The sequence below is a fragment of the Burkholderia sp. F1 genome (assembly GCF_050813845.1).
Lineage (GTDB): Bacteria > Pseudomonadota > Gammaproteobacteria > Burkholderiales > Burkholderiaceae > Burkholderia > Burkholderia ubonensis.
The window spans coordinates 764,880-788,314 of record NZ_CP172423.1; the positions used below are offsets into that span (position 1 = coordinate 764,880).

At 71.1% G+C, this 23,435-nt stretch carries 12 protein-coding genes; 9 read left to right on the forward strand and 3 right to left on the reverse strand.

Features of this window, described 5'->3' with window-relative positions; genetic code table 11:
* Nucleotides 1-48 precede the first annotated feature (48 nt).
* The 9 genes from ACFIMZ_RS37600 to ACFIMZ_RS37640 all read left to right on the forward strand — a co-directional run bounded on the left by ACFIMZ_RS37600 (nt 49) and on the right by ACFIMZ_RS37640 (nt 21,462).
* Nucleotides 49-11,757, forward strand: coding sequence for a thioester reductase domain-containing protein (locus tag ACFIMZ_RS37600; protein ID WP_431825743.1), 11,709 nt, complete (start codon nt 49-51; stop codon nt 11,755-11,757).
* A 5-nt stretch (nt 11,758-11,762) separates the two neighbouring features.
* Complete coding sequence (locus ACFIMZ_RS37605) at nt 11,763-12,824, forward strand: NAD(P)-binding domain-containing protein (protein ID WP_431825744.1); 1,062 nt, start codon at nt 11,763-11,765, stop codon at nt 12,822-12,824.
* Nucleotides 12,821-14,074, forward strand: a complete 1,254-nt coding sequence (locus tag ACFIMZ_RS37610) for a fkbH domain protein (protein ID WP_431825745.1) — start codon at nt 12,821-12,823, stop codon at nt 14,072-14,074. The genes ACFIMZ_RS37605 and ACFIMZ_RS37610 overlap by 4 nt, the downstream gene beginning before the upstream one ends.
* A complete protein-coding gene (locus ACFIMZ_RS37615) occupies nt 14,071-15,327 on the forward strand; it encodes a diaminopimelate decarboxylase (protein ID WP_431825746.1) in 1,257 nt (418 codons plus the stop codon). The genes ACFIMZ_RS37610 and ACFIMZ_RS37615 overlap by 4 nt, the downstream gene beginning before the upstream one ends.
* Before the next feature lie 29 nt (nt 15,328-15,356).
* Nucleotides 15,357-17,225, forward strand: a complete 1,869-nt coding sequence (locus tag ACFIMZ_RS37620) for an AMP-binding protein (protein WP_431825747.1) — start codon at nt 15,357-15,359, stop codon at nt 17,223-17,225.
* Complete coding sequence (locus tag ACFIMZ_RS37625) at nt 17,222-17,653, forward strand: hypothetical protein (protein ID WP_431825748.1); 432 nt, start codon at nt 17,222-17,224, stop codon at nt 17,651-17,653. The genes ACFIMZ_RS37620 and ACFIMZ_RS37625 overlap by 4 nt, the downstream gene beginning before the upstream one ends.
* A complete protein-coding gene (gene fabD, locus ACFIMZ_RS37630; protein ID WP_431825749.1) occupies nt 17,654-18,544 on the forward strand; it encodes an ACP S-malonyltransferase in 891 nt (296 codons plus the stop codon). It abuts the gene before it with no gap.
* Nucleotides 18,545-18,560: 16 nt separating this feature from the next.
* A complete protein-coding gene (locus tag ACFIMZ_RS37635; RefSeq protein ID WP_431825750.1) occupies nt 18,561-20,408 on the forward strand; it encodes a fatty acyl-AMP ligase in 1,848 nt (615 codons plus the stop codon).
* 160 nt (nt 20,409-20,568) lie between these two features.
* Nucleotides 20,569-21,462, forward strand: a complete 894-nt coding sequence (locus ACFIMZ_RS37640) for an AEC family transporter (RefSeq protein WP_431825751.1) — start codon at nt 20,569-20,571, stop codon at nt 21,460-21,462.
* A 29-nt stretch (nt 21,463-21,491) separates the two neighbouring features.
* Here the strand turns inward: ACFIMZ_RS37640 and ACFIMZ_RS37645 are convergent, their stop codons facing one another.
* Genes ACFIMZ_RS37645 through ACFIMZ_RS37655 form a run of 3 tightly spaced genes read right to left on the reverse strand, consistent with a single transcriptional unit; the run spans nt 21,492 to nt 23,397 of the window.
* A complete protein-coding gene (locus ACFIMZ_RS37645; protein WP_431825752.1) occupies nt 21,492-22,187 on the reverse strand; it encodes a LuxR C-terminal-related transcriptional regulator in 696 nt (231 codons plus the stop codon).
* A 38-nt stretch (nt 22,188-22,225) separates the two neighbouring features.
* The gene (locus ACFIMZ_RS37650) at nt 22,226-22,870 is read right to left on the reverse strand and encodes a DUF429 domain-containing protein (RefSeq protein ID WP_431825753.1); all 645 of its coding nucleotides are present in this window, start codon (nt 22,868-22,870) and stop codon (nt 22,226-22,228) included.
* 2 nt (nt 22,871-22,872) lie between these two features.
* Nucleotides 22,873-23,397, reverse strand: coding sequence for an HD domain-containing protein (locus ACFIMZ_RS37655; RefSeq protein WP_431825754.1), 525 nt, complete (start codon nt 23,395-23,397; stop codon nt 22,873-22,875).
* Nucleotides 23,398-23,435 lie beyond the last annotated feature (38 nt).

Here is a 23,435-nt window from a genome sequence, read left to right on the forward strand (position 1 = left end):
GCGCATCGCGCGGCGCGTGCCTTTTCGAACCCGACACAGACGATTCCCATGACCCCATCCCTTCCTTCCCGCGAACTCGCCGCGGCCGTCGAGGCGGCCGTCCTGTCGCTCGCCGGCGACGTGGCCGGCCGCACGTTCGACGCGTCGGCCTCGGAGCGTCCGCTGCACACGCTGGGCTTCGACTCGGTGCAGCTCGTCGAATTGTCCGGAGGCCTGAGCGATTACTACGGTCTCGATCTCGATCCAACCCTGTTCTTCAACGTGCACGCACCCCGCGCGATCGCCACGCATCTGCTCGCGCGGCACGCGGCCGAGGTTGCGCGCAGGCACGGCTTCGAGATCGGGAACGATACGAACGCGCCGGCCGACGCGCCCGCCGCTGCGCCAGGCAGCCGCGCGGAAGCCGACGATACGCATGACGACGCGGAAAGCGACATCGCGATCGTCGGCATGGCGGGCATCTTCCCGCAATCGGCCGACCTCGACGAATTCTGGCGGCACCTCGCCGCGGGCGACGATCTGATCGCCGAAACGCCGCCGTCGCGCTGGGACTGGCGCGCGGTCGACGGCGAGCCCGCGTCGCGCTGGGGCGGCTTCATTCCGCGGATCGAATATTTCGACGCCGCGTTCTTCGGCATCTCGCCGCGCGAAGCCGAGCAGATGGACCCGCAGCAGCGCCTGCTGATGCAGACCGCGTGGGCCGCGCTCGAAGACGCGGCGGTCCGCCCGTCCGATCTGACGGGCAGCGACGCGGCGGTGTTCGTCGGCGTCAGCACGTCCGACTACATGGCGCTGCTGCCCGGCGCGGACGGCCATCTCGCGGTCGGCAACGCGCACGCCATGCTGCCGAACCGGCTGTCGCACCTGCTCGGCACGCACGGACCGAGCGAGGCCGTCGACACCGCATGCTCGAGCTCGCTCGTCGCGCTGCACCGCGCGGTGCGCGCGCTGCGGCGCGGCGAGAGCAGCGTCGCGATCGTCGGCGGCGTCAACGCGATGCTGACGACGCGGCTGCATCGCGCGCTCGCCGCCGCCGGCATGCTGAGTCCCGACGGACGGTGCAGGACGTTCGACGCATCGGCGAACGGCTATGTGCGCGGCGAAGGCGTCGCGGCGCTCGTGCTGATGCCGCTCGCTCGCGCGCGCGCGGGCGGGCATCCGGTGCGCGCGGTGATCAAGGGCAGCGCGGTCAATCACGGCGGCCGCGCGGCGTTCCTCACCGCGCCCGACGTGAACGCGCAGGCCGCGCTGGTCGCGGCCGCGTATCGCGATGCGGGGGTCGACCCCGCCACCGTTTCATATGTCGAAGCGCACGGCACCGGCACGTCGCTCGGCGATCCGGTCGAAGTGCAGGCGCTGCGCCAGGGCTTCGACGCGTACGCGCGCGAGTGCGTCGATGCGCACGCGCCGGCGCGCTGCGGCCTCGGTTCGGTCAAGACCAACATCGGGCACCTCGAAGCGGCGGCGGGCCTCGCGGGCGTCGTCAAGGTCGTGCTCGCGATGAACCGGCGAATGCTGCCGGCGAGCCTGCATTGCCGCGCGCTGAATCCATATCTGAAGCTCGACGACAGCCGCTACCACGTCGTCACGGAACCGACGCCGTGGCCGGACGACGCGACGCCGACGCCGCTGCGCGCGGGCGTCAGCTCGTTCGGCTTCGGCGGGTCGAACGCGCACGTCGTGCTGCAATCCGCGGAGGACCGACCGATCGCTCCGGCGAGCGCGTCCGATGCCGCCGGTCCGCTCGCGTGGTTCATCCCGCTGTCCGCACGCACCGGCACGGCGTTGCGCGCGCGCGCCGCACAGCTCGCAAGCTGGCTCGATGTCGAGCGTGCCGACGACGCATGGCTGCCTGCGCTCGCGAAAACCTTGTCGGTCGGCCGCGAGCCGATGGCATGCCGCTTCGGCATCACCTGCGCGTCGCTCGACGAGCTGCGCGCGCAGCTCGCGATCGCGCTGAACGGCCCTGCCGATACGCTCGTGCGCGACGACGCTCGCCTGCAGCCGCCCGCGAGCGCACACGCGGCGTGGCTCGCGGGCGGGTCCGAGCCGCTGCCGGCCGCATGGGACGAGGCGACGCCGCGCCTCCGGTTGCCCGTCTATCCGTTCGAAGGCGAGCGGCACTGGCCGACCGACGAAGCCGCGCCGACGCGCTTCGCGCTCGCACCCGACGGCGACGGCGCGTACCGGCTGTCGATCGCGCCCGATGCGCCGCTCGTCGCCGATCATCGGCTCGCCGGCGAGCCCGTGCTCGCCGCCGCCGCGCAGATCGTGATCGCGTGGCGCGCGTTCGAAGCGGGCGCGATCGACGCGGACACGAACGTCGCGCTGCACGACATCGCATGGCTCGCGCCGATCGCAATCGGCGCGCCGACCGATCTGCACGTCACGCTTGCACGCGACGAACGCGTCAACGACGACGCACGGTTCGCGATCGCCGTCTCCCCCGCCGTCGATACGCCGCTCGGCCACGGATACGCGACGCGGGTCGCGAGCACGTCAACCGGCGCGTCCGCGCTCGACCTCGAAGCGATCCGTGCGCGCTGCACGCAATCGATCCCGGCCGATACGTGCTACGACGCGTTCGCCGCGATCGGCATCGACTACGGTCCGACCTTTCGCCCGCTCCGCGCGATCGCGGTCGGCCGCGACGAGGCGCTCGCCGAATTCGACGCGGCGGCGCTCGCGCGCACCGCGGGCGACGCGCGCATCGTCGCGCTGCTCGACGGCGCGTTCCAGGCGATTGCGGGCCTGCAGCTCGCGGACGCGGGACGCATCGAAGTCGCGCTCCTGCCCGCGGCGCTCGCGCGCATCGAACTGACCGGGCCGGTTGCGGACAGCAGCCACGCGTGGATCCGCGAAGTGCCGAACGAGACCGGCCGTCGCACGTTCGATCTCGATCTCGTGACCGCGAGCGGTGAATCGTGCGCGTCGCTGCGCGGCTTCGCCCTTGCATCGGCACGAAGCAGCACCGCGCGCGAAGCGCCGTGCCTCGCGACGCCGGGCGACCATCTGCTCGCGCCGCAATGGCTGCCGTCTGCGGCGAACGCGGCGAGCACCGCCACGCGCTCCCGGCGCACCGGCGCATTGGCCGTACTCGGCGGCACGCCGGCCCAGCGCGCCGCGCTCGCGGCCACGCATCCGACGCCGCCGCGCGTGATCGACGACATCGCCGAACTCGACGCGCACATCGATCATCTGGTCTGGCTCCCGCCCACGGCGGCGGACGCGAACGCGCCGCTCGCGCGATGCGCGGGCCTCGACGGCTTCCGTCTCGTCAAGCGGCTGCTCGCGCTCGGCGTCGGCGATCGCGCGTTCGAGCTGACGGTGCTGACCGTCCGCTCGTGGACGATGCCGGGCGACGCACCCGCGTTCCCCGCGCACCCGGATCTCGCAGGACTGTGCGGATCGCTCGCGAACGAATACCCGCATTGGCGCGTGCGGCTCATCGATCTGTCCGACGCCGACGCGCTGCCCGCCGACTGGCGGACGCAGGAGGCCGAAGCCGGCCATCCGCTGCTGCTGCACCGGCACGGCCAGTGGTTCGCGCGCCGGCTCGTGCCGCTCGCGGCGTTGCCGTCGCCTGCCACGCCGCCGTACCGGCCGGGCGGCGTCTACGTCGCGATCGGCGGCGCGGGCGGCATCGGCCGCGTGTGGACCGAGCACGCGATCCGCGCATGCGGCGCGCAAGTCGTGTGGATCGGGCGACGGCCGCTCGACGCGCAGATCGACGCGCACTGCGATGCGCTCGCCGCGCTCGGGCCGCGCCCGACATACCTGAGCGCCGACGCGGGCGACGCCGGCAGCCTGCGCGCCGCGCGCGACGCGGTGCTCGCTCGCTTCGGCCGGATCGACGGCGTGGTGCACACGGCGATCGTGCTGCAGGACGGCGGCCTCGCGCAGCTCGACGAAGCGCAGTTCAGCGCGGCGCTGAACGCGCAGGTCGCGACCACCGCGAACCTCGCGCGCGTGTTCGGCGACGACGCGCTCGATTTCATCCTGTTCTTCTCGTCGCTGCAAAGCGCATTCGTCGCGGCGGGCCAGAGCAATTACGCGGCGGGCTGCACGTTCCGCGACGCGTTCGCCGACTGGCTGCGCACGCAGGTCCGATGCGCGGTCAAGGTCGTGAGCTGGGGCTACTGGGGGCAAACGGGCGTCGTCGCGTCCGACGCGTATCGCCGGCGCATGGCCGCGCTCGGCATCGGCTCGATCGAGCCGGCGGCCGCGATGGCGGTCGTCGATGCGCTGCTCGTCGCGCCCGTCGACCAGGTCGGCTATCTGAAGACGATCGCGCGCGCCGCGGTGCCGACGCTCGCGCCCGCACTCGCCGCCCGCATCGCGCCGCCCACGGAAGCGCTCGCCAACACGCCGCTGCCGCGCGTCGACGCGACGGGCGACAGCCCGCAGTGGCAGCACGCGCTCGCGTCGCTCGATCGCGCGATTGCGCACCGCCTGTTCGCGGAGCTCGACGCGCTGCGCGTGTTCGGCGACGGCGATGCGTCGGGCGACACCAGGTTCGACCTCGACGCCGCGCTGCGCGCCGGCCGCATCGCGCCCGCGTACCGACGCTGGCTCGCCCACGCGCTGACGCTGATCGCGCAACACGACCACATCGCGTGGGACGGTCGCACGGGCCGCATCGCCGGCGCGCCGCCGTCGCCGGACATCGCGCGCACCGAATGGACCCACGCGCGCGCCGGGCTCGAACGCACCGCGCTGCTCGATGCCCACCTCGCGCTCGTCGACGCGACGCTCGACGCACTGCCCGCGATCCTGCAGGGCAGCGTGCCCGCGACGTCGATCCTGTTCCCCGACGGCGACCTGAGCCGCGTCGAAGCCGTCTATCAGCGCAACGAGCAGGCGGACCGCTGCAATCGCGCGCTCGCCGATGCGGTGCTGCACCTGGTCGGCCGCGCGCCGGCCGCGCAAGCGGCGACGCTCGCCGAGATCGGCGCGGGCACGGGCGGCACGACCGTGCCGCTCCTCGCGGCGCTCGACGCGAGCGGCGCGCGCCTCGGCCGCTACGACTTCACCGACATCTCGAAGGCGTTCCTTCTGAACGCCGAGCAGACGTTCGGCCACGGCCGCGATGTGCTGCGCTACCGGCTGTTCGACGTCGAGCGCCCCGTCGCCGGGCAGGCGCTCGACGCCGGCGGCTACGACATCGTGATCGCCACCAACGTGCTGCACGCGACGCAGGACATCGGCGTCACGCTGCGCAACGCGAAGGCGCTGCTGAAGACGGGCGGCCGCCTGATCGTCAACGAGCTGCTCGACACGCACGGCTTCGCGCACGCGACGTTCGGCCTGCTGCCGGGCTGGTGGCGGCATCGCGACAGCGCGCGCCGGCTGCCGGGCAGCCCGCTGCTGTCGCGCGACGGCTGGACGCGCGCGTTGCGCGAAGCCGGCTTCGCGGTGCCCGACGGCGGTCCGGCCGGCCCTGCGCCGGCGGGACAAGGCGTGATCGTCGCGGTCAGCGACGGCGTGATCGTGCAGCCCATGATCGCCGACGCACGCGACGCGGCGCGCGACGATGCCGACTCGCGCGCAACCGTTGCGCATTCGGCCGCATCGGCCACGCACGCGCCCGCGGCTTCGCCGACCGGCGCGAACCTGCGCGAGCGCTGCGTCCAATGGCTCGCGCAGCTCGTCGCGCGGACGCTGAAGATGCCGGCCGGCAAGCTCGCGCCGGATCAGCCGCTCGGCCATTACGGCGTCGACTCGATTCTCGTGATCGGCCTGACGAAGACGCTGCGGGAAGCGCTCGGCGTCGCGCTGCCGAACGCGACGCTGTTCGAGCACGCGACGCTGAACGCGCTCGCCGGCTTCTTCGTCGCCGAGCATCGCGCCGCATGCGAGCGCGTGCTCGGCGGCGATGCGGCGGCCGCGACGCATGCGTCGCCGGCGAAACGCGCGATCGAGCAGCCGGACACGACGCCCCCGCCCGCGCGCCCCGCGACACCCTCGAGCGCCGACGACACGGCCGTCGCCGTGATCGGCATGTCCGGCCGCTATGCGCAGGCGGACAACCTGCGCGAGTTCTGGGCGAATCTCCGCGCGGGCCGCCACTGCATCACCGAAGTGCCCGCCGAGCGCTGGGACTGGCGCACGCACTTCGATGCGGAAAAAGGCGCGCCTGGCCGCACGTACAGCCGGTGGGGCGGCTTCCTGAAGCAGATCGACCGCTTCGACGCCGCGTTCTTCCGGATCGCGCCGAGCGACGCGGCGCACATCGATCCGCAAGGCCGCCTGTTCCTCGAGGAATCGTGGGCCGCGATCGAGGACGCCGGCTACACGCCCGCGACGCTCAGCGCGAGCCGCCAGGTCGGCGTGTTCGTCGGCGTGATGAACGGCGATTACCCGACGGGCACGCAGTTCTGGAGCATCGCGAACCGCGTGTCGCACGCGCTCGACCTGCACGGCCCGAGCCTCGCCGTCGACACCGCGTGCTCGTCGTCGCTCACCGCGATCCATCTCGCGCTCGACAGCCTGCGCAGCGGCACCTGCGACTGCGCGCTCGCGGGCGGCGTCAACCTGATCCAGCATCCGAAGCATCTGGTCGGACTGTCGTCGCTGACGATGCTGTCGGCAGGCGACGCGTGCCGCGCGTTCGGCGCGGGCGCGGACGGCTTCGTCGACGGCGAAGGCGTCGGCGTGCTCGTGCTGAAGCCGCTGTCGCGCGCGCTCGCCGACGGCGATGCGATCCACGGCATCATCCGCGGCAGCATGATCAACGCGGGCGGCAAGACGCACGGCCTCACGGTGCCGAACCCGCGCGCGCAGCAGGCGGTCGTCGGCGCCGCGCTCGCGCGAAGCGGCGTGCCCGCGCGCGCGGTCGGCTACGTCGAGGCGCACGGCACCGGCACCGCGCTCGGCGATCCGATCGAGCTCACGGGCCTCACGCGCGCGTTCGCCGACGCGACCGCCGATCGCGGCTTTTGCGCGCTCGGCTCGGTCAAGTCGAACATCGGCCATTGCGAGAGCGCGGCAGGCGTCGCAGGCGTCACGAAGGTGCTGCTGCAGATGAAGCATCGCGAGCTCGTGCCGACGCTGCACGCGGACGAGCCGAATCCCGACCTCGATTTCGCGCAATCGCCGTTCGTGCTGCAACGCACGCTCGCGCCGTGGCCGAAACCGGATCTCGACGGATGGCCGCGGATCGCGGGCGTGTCGTCGTTCGGCGCGGGCGGCGCGAATGCGCACGTCGTGCTCGAAGAGTTCGTCGACACGCGCGTCGCGACCGGCGACGACCACGCCGGACCGGCGATCGTCGTGCTGTCCGCCGCGACCGACGACGCGCTGCGCCGCCGCGCGCAGCAATTGCACGCGGTGCTCGCCGCCGGCGAAGTCGACGATGACCACCTGCACGATCTCGCCTGCACGCTGCAGATCGGGCGCGACGCGATGGCTTCGCGTTTCGGCTGCGTCGTCGGGTCGGTCGGCGAGCTGCAAGCGGCGCTCGCCGCGTTCGTCGAAGGCGACGCATCGCGCGGCTGGCACGCGCATCGGCTCACCGGCGACCGCCACGGCCTCGCCGAGCTGGACGCCGATCTCGAGCTGCGCGCGTCGCTCGTCGACCAATGCATCGCGACCGGCAAGCTCGACAGGCTCGTGTCCCTCTGGTGCCAGGGGCTCGGCGTCGACTGGTCGGTGCTGCATCACGGCCGCGCGCGCCGGCGCGTGCACCTGCCGACGTATCCGTTCGACGGCCCGCGCTACTGGCTCCGCGACGATGCGACGCTCGCTGCCGAGCCCGTGCGCGAATCGACGACCGATAGCGCGCTTGCAACGCACGGCGCAAACGCCGCCCCGCCGGACACGTCGACGCCCGATGTCGCCACACTCGTGCGCCGAACGGTCGCGCAATTGCTCGGCTATCCGGACGTCGACATGAGCGAGTCGTTCCTGTCGCTCGGCGGCGACTCGATCCGCGCGGCGCGCGTGCACCGGCTGCTACAGCAGTCGCTCGACGTGAAGATCCCGCTCAGCCTGATGCTGGAAGCGCAGACGCTGGCCGAATGCGCGCAGGCGATCGACGTGCTGCTGACGGAGACGGGACCGTCAAGGGCGACCTGCATCGCATCGGACAGCGCGTCCTCAAGCGGCATGCCGAGCGCCGGCACGTCCACGCGAGAATCCGCACCTCAGCCGTGCCCGGCGCCCGCATCGCGCGACGCTCGCCCGCGCGTTCACACGCTGTCGTCGAACCAGCAGCAGTTCTTCTTCCTCGACCGCCTGAACCCCGCCAATCCGGCGTTCAACCTGCCGGGCGCGCTGCGCGTGCGCGGCGAATGGCATGCCGATGCGCTCGAAGCCGCGTACCAGGCGCTCGTCGATTCGCACGACGTGCTGCGCACCCGCTTCGTCGTGCGCGGCGGCGAGCCGTGCGCGGAAGTCGCGCCGCACCGCGCGGCGACGATCCGCCGTCACGACCTGTCGGCGCTGCTGCCGAAGCATCAGGCCGCACGCATCGCCGAGTGCCTGACCGAATCGAGCCGCGAAGGCTTCGCGCTCGAACAGGGCGAGCCGAGCCGGCTGACCGTGCTCGAATTGCGCGACGACGACCACGTGATCCTGCTGAACCTGCATCACATCGTCGGCGACGCGGTGTCCGTCGTCGTGCTGCTCGACGCGCTCGCGCGCGCCGCGCTGACGGGACAAGCCTGCGTGCCGAACGGCGCGCAGCCGCAATATGCGCAATGGGCCGCGCGCGAACGCGACGCGTTGCCGGCGACGGTCGAGCGCGAGCTGCCGTACTGGCTCGAGCGCCTGCGCGACGTGCCGCCGCCATTGCCGCTGCCGTGCGACCGCGCGCGGCCGTCCGTGCCGAGCTACCGCGGGCAGAGCGTGCCGCTCGCGTTCCCGCCGGAACTGACCGCGCAGCTCGACGCGTATTGCAAGGCGCACCGGCTGTCGCGCTTCGTCGTGATGCTCGCCGCGTTCAAGGTCGCGCTGCGCGTGCTGTCGGGCCGCGACGACGTCGTCGTCGGCAGCCCCTACGCGAACCGCGCCGACGACGACACGGCCGACATGATCGGCAGCCTCGCCTACGCGCTCGTGCTGCGCACGCGACTCGGCGAGGCCGAGACGTTCGCCGACGCCCTCTCGCTCGTGCGGCGCACCGTGCACGGCGCGTTCGACCATCTCGGCGTGCCGTACCCGCGGCTCGTCGAAGCGCTGAAGCCGGCGCGGCACGGCGGCGCGAATCCGCTCTACCAGATCATGTTCAACGTGATCCCGATGCCGGTGCTGCCCGACGGCGTCGAGCCCGTCGAAGTCGATTCCGGCTGGCTCGACTACGATCTGTTCGTGCGGCTGCGCGCGTCGAATCGCGCGATCGACGGCGTGCTGCAATACAGCGCCGACCTCTTCGATCGTTCGACGGCTGAAACCATCGCCACGTACTACGTCGAGCTGCTGCGCACGCTGCTCGCGCATCCTTCGCTGCCGCTCGCGGGTCTCGCGCCGCCAGCCGAGCTCGCGCTCGAACGGACGATCGCCGACGCGATGCCGCCGCTGCGCATCGAGATCGCGTCGACGTTCACCGACCGCCCGCTCGCCGGCACGCTGCGCTACTGGGGCGCCGCGACCGGCCAGCCGATCGAGCCGGGCTTCGCGCCGTACGGCCAGCTGTTCCAGACGCTTTACGATCCGTCGACGCCGTTCCATGCGAATCGCCACGGGATCAACGTCGTGCTCGTTCGGCCGCGCGACTGGCTGCGCTACGACGACGCGGATGCCGCCGATGCCACCGACAACGCCGACGTGGCGGCCGGACGGATCGCGCGCCATGTCGACGAGCTCGCCGACGCGCTGAGCGACGCGGCGCCGTCGCTCGCGGTGCCGGTCCTCGTGCTGGTGCTGCCGGACGATGCGGGGTCGCTCGCCGCGCACGATGAGCACATCGACGAGCAGGACGATACCCCCGCGATCGACTCGTCGCTCGCCCCCTACCTCGCGCTCGTTGCCGCACTCGCGGATCGACCGTCGATCACGGTTGCGCACTGGCGCGACGTCGCCGCGATCTATCCGGTCGCCGACGTGTTCGATCCGCATGCGGACGCGGCCGGCCACGTGCCGTTCACGAGCGAGTACTACGCGGCGCTCGCGAGCTACATCGCGCGCGTCGCGTTCCAGCACGCGTCGGTGCCGCTCGACGACGCATGGAACCGGCTCGCCGCGCAAATCCGCGACGACGCCGAGCACCTGCTCGCCGCGCCGGCCGATGACGCGCACGCGCGCCGCGCGCCGTACGCGCCGCCGACGAACGAAGCGGAGGCGACGCTCGCGCCGATCTTCGCGGCCGCGCTGAAGCTCGACGCGCTCGGCATCGACGACAACTTCTTCGACTGCGGCGGCCACTCGATGCTCGCGATCGGCGTCGTCTACCAGATCAACGAGGCATGCGGCACGTCGCTGTCGGTCGCGGACATCTTCATGGCGCCGACCGTGCGCCGCCTCGCCGAGCGGATGCGCGACGCGCCGGACGGCCCCGAGTACGTCGACCTCGCGCGCGCGGCCGTGCTGCCCGGCGACGTCGCGCCGCTGCCCGCGCCGGTCGCCGACGCGCCGCGCGCGCTGCTGCTGACAGGCGCGACCGGCTTCGTCGGCCGCCACCTGCTGCGCGAGCTGATCGACCGCACCGACGCGACGATCCATTGCCTCGTGCGCTCGCCGGACGCTGCGCAGGGCCTCGCACGAATCCGCGCGACACTCGAACGATGGTCGCTGTGGCGCGACGGCGACGACGCGCGCGTGGTCGCGGTGCCGGGCGATCTCGGCCGCCCGCGGCTCGGCCTGTCGGAAGCCGATCGCGCGCGGCTCGTCGCCGAGGTCGACGCGATCTATCACAACGGCACCAGCATGAACCATCTCGAATCGTTCGAGATGGCGCGCGCGGCGAACGTCGACGGCGTGATCGAGCTGCTGCGGATCGCGACGCAAGGCAGGCCGAAGACGTTCAACTACGTGTCGACGCTCGCGGTGTTCAGCATGCGCGAGCGCACCGGCACGCACGTGTTCGCCGAATCCGCGCCGATCGACGCCGAAAGGCACCCGTCCGACCAGGGCTATACGACCAGCAAATGGGTCGGCGAGCAGCTGACGCATCTCGCGGCCGCGCGCGGCGTGCCGTGCAACGTGTTCCGTCTCGGCCTCGTGACGGGCGACGTGCGGCACGGCCATTACGACGAGCAGCAGGCGTACTACCGGCTGCTGAAGAGCTGCGTGCTGATGGGCGCGGCATTCGACGATTTCCGCTACGACCTCGTGATCACGCCCGTCGACTACGTCGCGCGCGCGCTCGCGCATCTCGGCGCGAAGCATCCGCGCGGCGGCGGCGTATTCCATCTGTCGACGATGCAGGTCACGCCGATGCGCACGGTGTTCGAGATGATGAACGCGCATCTGCCGACGCCGATGCGCATGCTCGCGCACCTCGCGTGGATCGACGAGCTGCGCGTGCGCTACCGGCGCGGCGACGTGCAATCGATCGTGCCCGTCGTGCAATGGATGATGAACATGAGCGACGCGGAGCTCGTGAAGCTCGCACGCGAGCGCGAGGAAACGACGTTCATCTACGACTGCACGGCGACCCATCGCGAGCTCGCGGAAGCCGGCATCGTCGTGCCCGCGTTCGACGACGCACTGCTGCAGCGATACCTGCGCGGCATGTTCGACGACGACGCGGACCTGCGCGCGCTCGCCGCCCCGCCGGACGACGGCGAGCGCGCTTCTCCCCTTCACTCCCACACGTGACATTCATGAACGATCTCATCTATCAAGACGAACATGCATCGCTGCAGCCGCTCGAAGGCCTCACCGTGAGCGTGATCGGCTACGGCATCCAGGGCCGCGCGTTCGCCGCGAACCTGCGCGACAGCGGCGTGTCGGTGCGCGTCGGCAACATCGACGACCGTTACTTCGCGCTCGCTCGTGCCGAAGGCCATCGCGTGACGAGCATCGCCGAAGCGGTCGCGCACGCGGACATCGTGCTGCTGCTGATTCCGGACGAGGCGCACGGCGCGGTGTTCGACGTCGACATCGCGCCGAACCTGCGCGAAGGCGCGCTGCTGTGCGTCGCGCACGGGCACTCGCTCGTGCAGGGCGAAGTGCGTCCGCTCGCCGGACGCGACCTCGCGATGCTCGCGCCGCGCATGTACGGCGATCCGATCCGCCGCTACTACCTCGCGGGGCAGGGCGCGCCCGCGTATTTCGACATCGTCGCGGACCACACCGGCCGCGCGCGCGACAGGGTGCTCGCGATCGCGCGCGCGGTCGGCTTCACGCGCGCGGGCGTGATGGCGCTGAGCTACCGGCAGGAGACCTTCCTCGATCTGTTCCAGGAGCAGTTCCTCGCGCCCGCGCTCGTCGATCTCGTCGAGACCGGCTTCCAGGTGCTCGTCGAGCGCGGCTTCAATCCGAAGGCCGCGCTGCTCGAAGTCTACGGCTCGGGCGAGATGGGCAAGATGATGCTCGACGGCGCGGACATCGGGCTCGACGAAGTCGTCGCGCTGCAAGGCTCGCCGACCTGCCAGGTCGGCTATCACCGCTGGCGCGGCCGCACGCTGCCCGCCGCCGTGCGCGAGCTGGCCGCGCGCGTGCTCGACCAGATCGATAGCGGCGACTTCTCCGCGTATCTGAAGACGCATGCGGCAAACGACTACGCGTCGCTCGACGAAGCGCGCCGCGCGGTGCTGAAGCGGCCGCTCAACGTCGCGCACGCGGAAGTCCGCGCGGCGTTCCGGTTCCCGACCGAAGCCGCGGGGGGGCTCTACCAGGCGCCGCCCGCGGCCGCCGACGCCGAGCCGGAGGCCGCACGATGAGCGCCCGGCGCCTCTACGTCGGCGCGACGTTCACCGCGTCGCCGCTCGACCCGCTGCTGCGCGCGCAGGGCTTCGACGCGATCGCGTTCACGCGTTACGGCCAGCTGCTGCAAGCGTTGCTCGCGCCCGATCCGCAGCACGCGGACGACGCGACGCTGCTGCTCGTGCGGCTTGCCGACTTCGTGCGGCACGAAGTGAGCGACCGCGCGCAATCGCCGGACGCGCTTGCCGCGCTGCTCGCGCAACGCGCGGATGCGTGGCTCGATGCGCTCACGTCGTTCGCCGACGGCCGTGCGACGCCGCCTCGCATCGTCGTGCTGCCGTCGCCGGCGCTCGACGCGCACGGCGCGGCGCTCGCCGACACGTGCCGGCGGCTCGAACGCGCGTTGCTCGACCTGCCCGGCTTGCGCGCGTTCGATTGGGCCGACTTCGTCGCGTCGAGCGCGATCGCGCAGCCGTTCGATCCGGTCGCGGACAGGCTCGGCCACGTGCCGCTGACGATCGACGGCTTCGCGGCGTTCGCGCGATGGCTCGCCGGGCGCTTGCGCGGCGAAGCCGCTGCGGCCGACGCGCTCGACGCCGTGACGCCGCACACGCGCGCGCACGCCGACGCAGCGCCCGCGACGCCTGCCCCGTCGCTCGCCCGCTTCTTCGAGCGCCTGCAACTGCGCATCGCGAGCGTCCCGCTCGACGACGAGGCGGCGCTCGCGAAGAGCGCGCGCCTGAGCCATACGGCCGCGACATTCCATCTGAGCGGCCACGCGTATCTCGAAGCCGACCTGCTCGATGTGACTTCGCGCGACGCGTGCGGACTCGCGCTGACCGTCGCCGACCGCTTCGGCCAATACGGCTGCAGCGGCTTCGCGCTCGTGCGCACGGACGCCGGCCTGCCCGTCCTCGCCGAATTCGTGCTGAGCTGCACGGTGCTCGGCAAGCAGGTCGAGCACGGCGTGCTGCTCGCGCTCGCGCATGCGGCGCAACGCGCCGCGCTGCCGGCCGTCGCGCTCGACACCATCCGCACGGACGGTAACCAGCCGGCCGTCGACTTCATCGACGCGATCGCCGCGCAAGCGGGGGTCGCCATCGATCGAAGCGGCCCGCGCGCGCGGCTGCGCATCGCGCCGTCCGCGCTCGCCGATGCGGTGCTCGCGTGCGCCAAGGTGCCGCAAGCGCTTGCGGCGACCGCGCAGGCGCTCGATCTCGCGCCGCTTTTCTCCCGCTCAACCGCTCACCTGGCCACCCATCAATGAACGCGAACCTCGACGCCTTCACTCCCGCCGGCGCCGCGCCGACCGCCGACTGGTGGGCGCGCGACCGGCTGCACTATCGCGACGGCGGGCTGCATTTCTGCGGCCGCGACGTCGCCGCGCTCGCGGCCGCGTTCGCCGAGCCGGTGTTCCTGTACGACCCGCAGCGCGCGGTCGACAACGTCGCGCGCCTGCAACGCGCGCTCGGCGGCCTGCAACGCGGCGACTTCCGCATCCATTACGCGATGAAGGCGAATCGCTTCCGCCCGCTGCTGTCCGAGCTGCGGCGCTCGCCGATCTTCGGCATCGACGCGTGTTCGCCCGAGGAGCTGCGCGAAGCGCTCGCGTGCGGCTTCGCGCCGGAGCGCATCTCGTACACCGCGCACGGGATGATGCCGGACGAAGCCGAGCTCCTCGCCGCACTGCCTGGCGTGCACGTGAACTGCGACACCCTGGGAGCAATCGCGCTGCTCGGCAGCCGCTCGCCCGGACGCGAGATCGGCATACGCGTGAACCCCGGCGTCGGCATCGGCTACGGCGACAGCGAGCGCCTGAGCTACGCGGGCGCGACCGTCACGAAGTTCGGCATCTACGCGGAGCAGTTCGGCGCGGCGCTCGAGCTCGCCGCGCGGCACGGCCTGACCGTGACGTGGCTGCATTGCCACGCGGGCTGCGGCTATCTCGATCCGCAGCTCGCATCGTTCGAGCGCGTGCTCGATGCGCTCGACGCGTTCGTCGCGCGCGTGCCGGGGCTGCGCGGCATCAATCTCGGCGGCGGGCTCGGTTTGCCGCATCGCGCGACCGACCGGCCGCTCGACCTCGAACGCTGGCGCGCGGCCGTGCACGCACGCTTCGGCGCGCGGCCGCTCGCGCTCGCGATCGAGCCCGGCGACTTCATCGCGAAGGACGGCGGCATGCTCGTGCTGCGCGTCGCCTACGTCGAGCTCAAGCGCGACCGCCGCTTCGTCGGACTGAACGGCGGCTTCAATCTCGCGATCGAGCCCGCGTTCTACGACCTGCCGTGCGAACCCGTCCCGTGCGTGCGGCGACCGGGCGCCGCGCAATCGGTGTGTCTCGCCGGCAACATCAACGAAGCGCTCGATCTGTGGAGCCGCGACGTGAGCCTGCCGCCCGTCGAGCCGGGCGACTTCGTCGCGCTGCTGAACGCGGGCGGCTATGCGTCGTCGATGAGCTCGAACCATTGCCTGCGCGGACAGTTTCGCGAGCTCGCGCTGTTCGGCGCCGCGCCGCACTGATTCCAACCTCAACGACAAGGAGCCCCAGCGTGTCCTCGCTTTCAACACAATTGAGCGCCCTCGGCAGCCGGATCTTCACGAGCGCGCCGTTCGGGCCCGGCGTGTCGATGCAGAATCTCGCCGAATGGTCGTCGCTCGCGCACGTCCAGCTGCTTGGCAAGGTCGCCGCCGAGTTCGGCGTCGACATCGACATCGAAGAGGCCTATCGGCTCGACAGCTTCGAGCGGCTGCTGCAGCACATCGAGCGGCAACGCGGGCCGGGCGGCGACGCGCCGCAGGCACCCGCGACGCCGGACGCGGCGGCCGGCACGGAGCCCGACACGATCGGCGCGCTGCTGCGCGCGCGCGCCGACACGCTGTCCGACCAGCCGTTCCTGTTCTTCCCTGCCGACGATCGCCGCTACACGTATCGCGCGTTTTACGGGCTCGCGCGCGCGGCCGCCGAAAGGCTGCGCGAGCACGGGCTGCGGCGCGGCGACCGCCTGTCGGTCGTGCTGCCGAACGGCCCCGAGTTCCTCGCGTACTACTTCGGCGCGCACCTGCTCGGCGTCGTGTCGGTGCCGATCAATCCGGCGCTGAGCGCGGCCGAGTGTGCGTACATCGTCCGCAACAGCGGCGCGAAGCTCGTCGTGTTCGACCGGCGCATGACGCATCTGTGCGACGCGGTACGCGCCGAGCTAGGCGGCAGCGATAGCGGCAATGGCGGCGCGCGCATCGCCAGCGCGGACGCCGCCTCCGGCTTCGGTCTCGAAGCGCTCGCGGCCGCGGCCGCGCATGCGTCGGTCTCGCCCGAAACCGATCTCGCGGCCGACGACGACGCGAGCATCCTCTACACGTCCGGCACGACGGGCCACCCGAAGGGCGTCGTGCTGTCGCACCGCAACCTCCTGTCCGACGCGCGCGCGCTCGTCGACTGGTTCGCGTTCGAGCCCGGCACGCGGACGATGTGCATCCTGCCGCTGTTCCACAACAACGGCCAGGTGATCACGCTGCTGTCGCCGCTGATCGCGGGCGGCAGCTCGGTGATCCTCGAAGGCAGGTCGGCGCTGCCGTCGTTCTGGAAGCTGGTCGACACGTATCGCGTGAACTGGACGAGCGTGATGCCCGCGTTCCTGTCCGCGTTCCTCGAATACGGGCTGAAGCGCACCGACGACACGCTGCGCGGCATCGTCTGCGGCGGCCAGGTATTGCTCGACGAAGTGCGCAGCCGCTTCGAGAGCGAATACCGCGTGCCGGTGTTCGAGGGCTTCGGGCTCACCGAGACGACGTCGTTCGCGACGATGAACCGCCATCCCGCGGAGCGCCGCCGCTTCGGCTCGATCGGCGTCGCGCTGCCGTGCAACGCGCTGCGGATCGTCGCGGCGGACGGCCGCGAGGCCGCGGCGGGCGAAACGGGCGAGATCCTGATCCGCGGCGACAACGTCGCGACGCGCTACCACGCGCGCGCCGAGCTGAGCGCCGAGCGCTTTCGCGACGGCTGGCTGCATACCGGCGACTACGGCTATTGCGACGACGAAGGCAGCTTCTTCTTCGCGACGCGCGTCGACGACCTCATCATCAAGGGCGGCGAGAACATCTACCCGGCCGAGATCGAGAACGTGCTGCACGGCTGCGACGATGTCGTCGAATGCGCGGCGCTCGGCGTGCCCGATCCGATTCTCGGGCAGGAGGTGTGCGTGTACGTGAAGCTGCGCGTGTCGTCGACGCTCCGCCAGGACGACGTTCGCCGCCTGTGCGAAGGCCGCATCGCGCATTACAAGTGCCCGCGGCACGTCGTGCTGCTGAACGCGCTCGACGATCTGCCCGAACTGCCGAAGGGCCCGACGCGCAAGATTCTCCGCCGCAAGTTGCTCGAGCATTTCGCGACGCTGCGCGACCCCGTGAAGGAGACGCCATGAGGCTCGTACTGTTCCTGCATCTGGTTTTCGTCGCCGCGTGGATGAGCTGCGTGATCGTCGAAGGCATCTTCGAACACGCGATCGATCGGAGTCCGGAGCAGCGCACGTTCATCTCGAATCTGCACTGGGCCACCGACAAGTACGTCGAGATTCCGGCATTCACGATCGTGCTCGTCACGGGCGCGATCCTGCTCGCGCATCGCGCGCCGACGCCGCTATTGCTGACGAAGGTCGCGTTCGGCATGCTCGCGATCGCGTTGAATGCCGTGTGCGTGTGGATCGTCGTCCGGCGCCGGCATTACGCGGCGCGCGGCGACTACGCCGCGTGGGAGCGCATCGATCGCGTGCAGCACAAGCTCGGCGGGATCGTCGCGATGGCGATGCTCGCCGCGCTCGGCATCGGCGGCTACATGTTCGCGGGAGCATAAATGAAGGCATTGATTTTTCCCGGCCAGGGCGCGCAGGCGGCGGGCATGGGCGAGGGCCTCTTCGAGCGTTTTCCGGAGCTCGTCGAAACGGCGGACGACGTGATGGGCCTGTCGGTCGAGCGGCTCTGCATCGACGATCCGGACGGCCTGCTCGCCGACACCCGCTATGCGCAGCCCGCGATCTTCGTCGTCAACGCGCTGCACCTCGCCGCCTGGCGCGACGCGCATGACGACACGGACGTCTGGCTCGCCGGGCACAGCCTCGGCGAATACAGCGCGCTCCTCGCCGCGGGTGCACTCGACTTCCGCACCGGGCTCGAGATCGTCAAGCGGCGCGGCGAGCTGTTCGCGTCGGTGAACGGCGGCGCGATGGCGGCCATCGTCGGCGTCACCGCGGCCGAGCTGGGCCGCCGGCTGCGCGCCGCCGGCCTCGACGACGTCGATCTCGCGAACTTCAACAGCGCCGGGCAGACCGTGATCGCGGGTCCGGCCGCGTCGGTCGACGCCGCCGCGCGCATGCTGGACGCATGCGGCGACGTCACCGTTCTTCCGTTGAAGGTGAGCGGCGCGTTTCACTCGCGCTGCATGACGCCGCTCAAGCCGGCGTTCGCAGCGTTCGTCGCGCGCTTCGCGCTCGCCCAGCCCGCGCGGCCCGTCGTGTCGAACGTGACCGCGCGCCCCTATCAGCCGCCCGGCACGCCCGCCGACTATCTCGTCGAGCAGCTCGACCAGCCGGTGCGCTGGCGCGACAGCGTCCGCACCATGCTGCGCTCGGGCGTCGACGAATGGGTCGAGCTCGGCCCCGGCCGCCGGATCCTCACGCGCCTGGTCGACGCGATCCGGCGCGAACCATCCGGGCGGCCCGCCGCGTTGCAACCCGCCCCACTTTGAAGAGGCTCGATCCGACATGTCATCCATCCAGTCCGCCCTCGCCGCCTGCCGCTCGCTGACCGCGCCGCCGCCGCTCGCGCCCGCGGCCAATTTCGCCGACGTGCTGCGCTTTCGCGCCGAGACGACGCCCGACGAATTCGCGTACGGCTACCTCGGCTTCGGCCGCATGCCCGATCGCGTGATGCGCTACCGCGACATTCATCGCCGCGCGCTGGCGATCGCGCGCGAGATCGTCGCGCACGGCCGGCCGGGCGACCCCGTGCTGCTGATCTTCCCGTCCGCCGCCGACTTCATCGAGGCGTTCTTCGGCTGCCTTTACGCGGGCCGGATGGCCGTGCCGGCGCTGCCGCCGCGCACCGAGAAGGAACGCCGCCGGCTGATCTCGATCGCGCGCGACTGCGCGCCGTCGTTCGCGATCTGCGGCAACGGCGAGATGGACGCCGTGCGCGCCGAGCTGGGCGCAGCGGGCATCGTCACGCCGCCGTGCCGTGAAGCCGGCGCGATTCCCGACTGCAACGGCGACCTAGGCGACCTCGGCGACGCCGCGCCCGCGCTGCCCGCCGTCGCGCCCGACAGCATCGCGTTCCTCCAGTACACGTCCGGCTCGACGTCCGATCCGAAGGGCGTGATGGTCGGCCACGACAACCTGGTCGCGAACGCGCGGCTGCTTTACCGGCATTTCGGCGGCGACCGCGAGCGCTGGCTGGGCGTGTCGTGGCTGCCGCATTATCACGACATGGGGCTGATCCTCGGGATCCTGCAGCCGATCTACGCGGGGCGGCCCGCCGTATTCATGTCGCCGCAGGATTTCCTGCAGCGGCCGACCCGCTGGCTGCATGCGGTGTCCGAATACGGCGCGACCTGCAGCGGCGCACCGAGCTTCGCGTACGATCTTTGCCAACGACGCGCAGACCGCATGGATGTCGGCTCGCTCGACCTCTCCACGTGGGAGTGTGCTTTCAACGGCGCGGAGCCGGTACAACCAAGGATCATGCGCAAGTTTTCCGACGCGTTCGCGTCCGCCGGCTTTCGCTACGACGCCTTCGCGCCATGCTACGGGCTCGCGGAGCTGACGCTCGTCGCAACGTCGACGCAGATCGGTGCACCCGTCGTGATCCGGCGCGCGGACTACGCGGCGCTCGCCGACGGACGCTTCGAGCCGCACGGGGGCGACGGCAGGTCGATCGACGTCGTGTCGGTCGGCGCGCTCGCGGATGCGGACCAGACGTTCCGCATCGTCGATCCGGCGACGGGCGATGTGCAGCCGGCCGGCAAGATCGGCGAGATCTGCGTCGCGAGCGACAGCGTCTGTCACGGCTACTTCGGCCGCCCGGACGCGACCGACGCGACGTTCCGCGCATACCGCTCCGACGCGTTTCCGCACGGCATGCTGCGCACGGGCGACCTCGGCTTCGTCGACGACCGCGGCCACCTGTTCATCTCCGGGCGGATCAAGGACCTGATCATCCTGAACGGCGCGAACTACTATCCGCAGGACATCGAAGGCGCGGTCCTGAACGTGTCCGACCAGATTCGCCCGAACCGGCTCGCGGCGATCATGGTCGAGCGCGACGCGCAGGCGGGCGTCGTCGTCGTGCTCGAGGCGACCGGCCCGTTCGACCTCGCCACGCTCGCGCCGGAGATCGCCCGCGAGGTGTGGGACGCGTGCCAGTTGACGCTGAGCGGTATCGTCCGCGTGAAGAAAGGCGAGATCCATACGACGTCGAGCGGCAAGATCCAGCGTGCGACCTGCGCGAGGATGCTCGCGGACGGCGCGTACACGATCGAGGACGCGTATCTGCACGGCGCCGCGCAGGCATGGCTCGCACCCGTGGTCGAACGGTGCGCGTCGGTTACGCACTGATCCGGCGCAGCCTCGCGGCGCGCGCCCTGCCGGGTTATAGTCCGGCGGGGCGCGCGCCCGGTCCGTCGCCTTTGTCGTGGTCCCGCGCCGGCTTTCGCCCCCCACCCGCACGGGTGGCCCGCCGGGCCTTCCGGCACCCGATTCGTTCAAACGCCGATCGATGGCTTCGTTGATTCTCGTTCTCGCCTGCCTCGTCGCAGGCGCCGCGCTCGCGCGGAGCAAGCGCCTGCCGGCCAACTTCCCGGCCAGCCTCAACTTCTTCGCGATCCAGATTTCGTTGCCCGCGCTCGTGCTGCAGCATCTGCACAAGATCGCGTTCGGCGCGGACGTGCTGTGGCTGTTCGCGACGCCTGCGATCGTGTTCGCGGCGACGGCCGCGCTCGCGCTCGCCGCGGGCACGCTGCTGCGCCTCGACAAGGCGACGGTCGGCTGCCTCACGCTCGTGTGCGGCACGAGCAACACGTCGATCGTCGGCGTGCCGGTCGTGCAGGCGCTGATCGGAAGCGCCGCGATCGGCCATGCGCTCGTCGTCGACCAGGCGAACTTCATCGTGATGTGCACGGCGGGCCTCGTCGTCGCCGACCTGTACGCGGGCGGCGCGATGCGCTGGCGCGGCGTCGCGCGGCAGCTCGCCGGCTACCGGCCGATTCAGGCGATGGCGCTTGCGCTGCTGCTGCGGCCGGTGCCGTTCCCGCCCGTCGTCGAGGACGTGCTGAACGCGCTCGGCGCCACCCTCACGCCCATCGCGATGATCTCGGTCGGCGCGAGCTTCAGCCTGCGCAGCGCGCGCGACGCCGCGCGCAATTTCATGGTCGGCATCGGTCTGAAGCTGCTCGTCGTGCCGGCGATCGTGCTCGGCTGCGGGCTCTACGTGTTCTCGCAGCGGGGCGTGCCGCTCGCCGTCGCGCTGGTGCAGGCGGCAATGCCGCCGATGATCGTCGCGGGACTCATCGCCATCGACAAGAAGCTCGATCCGCCGCTCGCGGGCGCGCTGATGACGCTGGGCGTGCCCGCGTCGATCGCCGCCGCGTGGCTGTGGGTTCGATTGACGTAGCCGGGCCGCTTCCGCGGCGATCCGGTCCGTCATCCATCGACACCCCCGCCACCAAACTCCCTCATGTAATTGAACAACTCGTAATCGGTCGACACGCCAAGCTTTTCCATGCCGGAGCGCTTGTGTCGACTCACCGTCTTGACACTGCGCTTGAGGCGCTCGGCCACCTCGGAAGCGGACAACCCCGTCACGAAAAGCAGCAGGATTTCCACTTCCCTAGGCGACAGGCGGCACGCCCCTCGAAGGCTGGGCGCGCTTTCGAGGCATCTTCGTATCATCGCGGAGCGATAACGCTGCCCTGAAGTGGCCGACCGTATCGCCAGCAGCAGCTCACCCGGCGAGTCGGCCTTGCTGACGAGCGCGGCGACGCCCAGGCGCCAGATCTCCCGACAGATTGCGTAGTTCTCCGCTACGGTGAAGACCACGATCGGCAGCGCAGGGAAATTCCGTCGAACGTACCCCAGCGTACGCAATCCGCCCCCCTGCTGGTCGCCCTCGAACATGAAGTTGGTCACCAGCACATCGCACGCGTCCGAGTGCAGGATCGCGATCAGCGTCGTGCTGTCCGACACGCGACGAGTCACGCATCCGATGCCGTGACCCGCGACCACTCGCTCCACACCCAACGCGAATATCGGCTGGTCGTCCGCAACAATAAGGTCTAACGTCATGCCGGAAAAATAGCCCGTCGCCGGTGCGGGACGACGCACGACGCGAACCGGCATACGCGGAAGCGAACGCGTCCGCGCGGAAGTCGGCGCCGCTACGGCGCGCGCGTCATGGGCACCCGTATGTATCCGCCTTCCGCGTCCCCATAAACGTCGGCACGCCCTTCGATCACGCATTGCGCAGTCAACGCGCACAGCGCGGCATCCCTCGCGTCGACGGAAGTCAGCGTCGCAACGTCGATTCCCATCCTTTCCAGCAGCTGCCTGCGCTGGACGCGCTTCTGCTTCGCGGACGCGACGTCCTTGCCCAGCAGCGCGCACGTGATCGCGTGCGGATAGGTCTCGAAGCTCACGCGCCCGCCCGCGTAGTGCGGCGCGGTCAGCAGCGGGTATGCGCCGGCAAGCGCCCGATAGACCCGCTCGCCGACGAACATCCAGTCATAGAAGCCGGTGGCGTTGGCCAGCGCGCGCTCGCGCGTCGGCGTCGAGAACAACGAAATCCGTTCGCGCACCAGCGCACGCTCGGCCGGCCGATGGCCTTCCCCGGCCCACCATCGGCAAGGCGAATCGACACCGACGGCCACGACATCGTGCTCGACGCACAGCGGCGGCAGCGCTTCCGGCGCAACGCCGTCGGCGCGATACACGACCGACGTGCCGCACAGAATCACGAGATCGCATTGCTTCCGGTTCCCGCCCACATCAACGCCGGCGACGCAAGCCGATCGCTTCGCGCGCATGGTCACGCCGACGGCCGCGCGTCATACGCGGCGTCGAAGATGGCCTCGAGCCCCGGATGCACGCCGCGCATGCGATCGACCACGGCCTTGGCCCAGTCGAAATACGCCTGCCTGCGTTCGAGCGGCCAGTCCGCGGGCGGATGCCGCGCGACGTCGCGCACGTTGCAGATCTTGTCGGCCAGCTTGACCAGCTTCGCGCGACGGCTGATGTGCGCCGCGTGTTCGATCTGGAGACGCTTGCGCTCGTCCTTCGGCAACGACTTGTCGTCCGTCACCTCCATCACGATATCCGCGACGTCCTTGCCGAACAGGCGCAGCAATTCCTGCTCGGTCGTCTCCGTGTCCTCGAGCGTGTCGTGCAGCACCGCCGCGACGATCACGCGCTCGTCCTCGATGCCGGCCTCGTTGGCCAGCACGTCGGCCAGTGCGATCGGGTGATTGATGTACGGCGACGCTTCGCCGTCCTTGCGCCGCTGATTGCGATGCTTGTCCGCCGCGAACGCGATGGCCGCCACCAGCTTGTTCATGATTGTCCCCTCCCCCCAAGTCGCCGGACGCGCGAAGC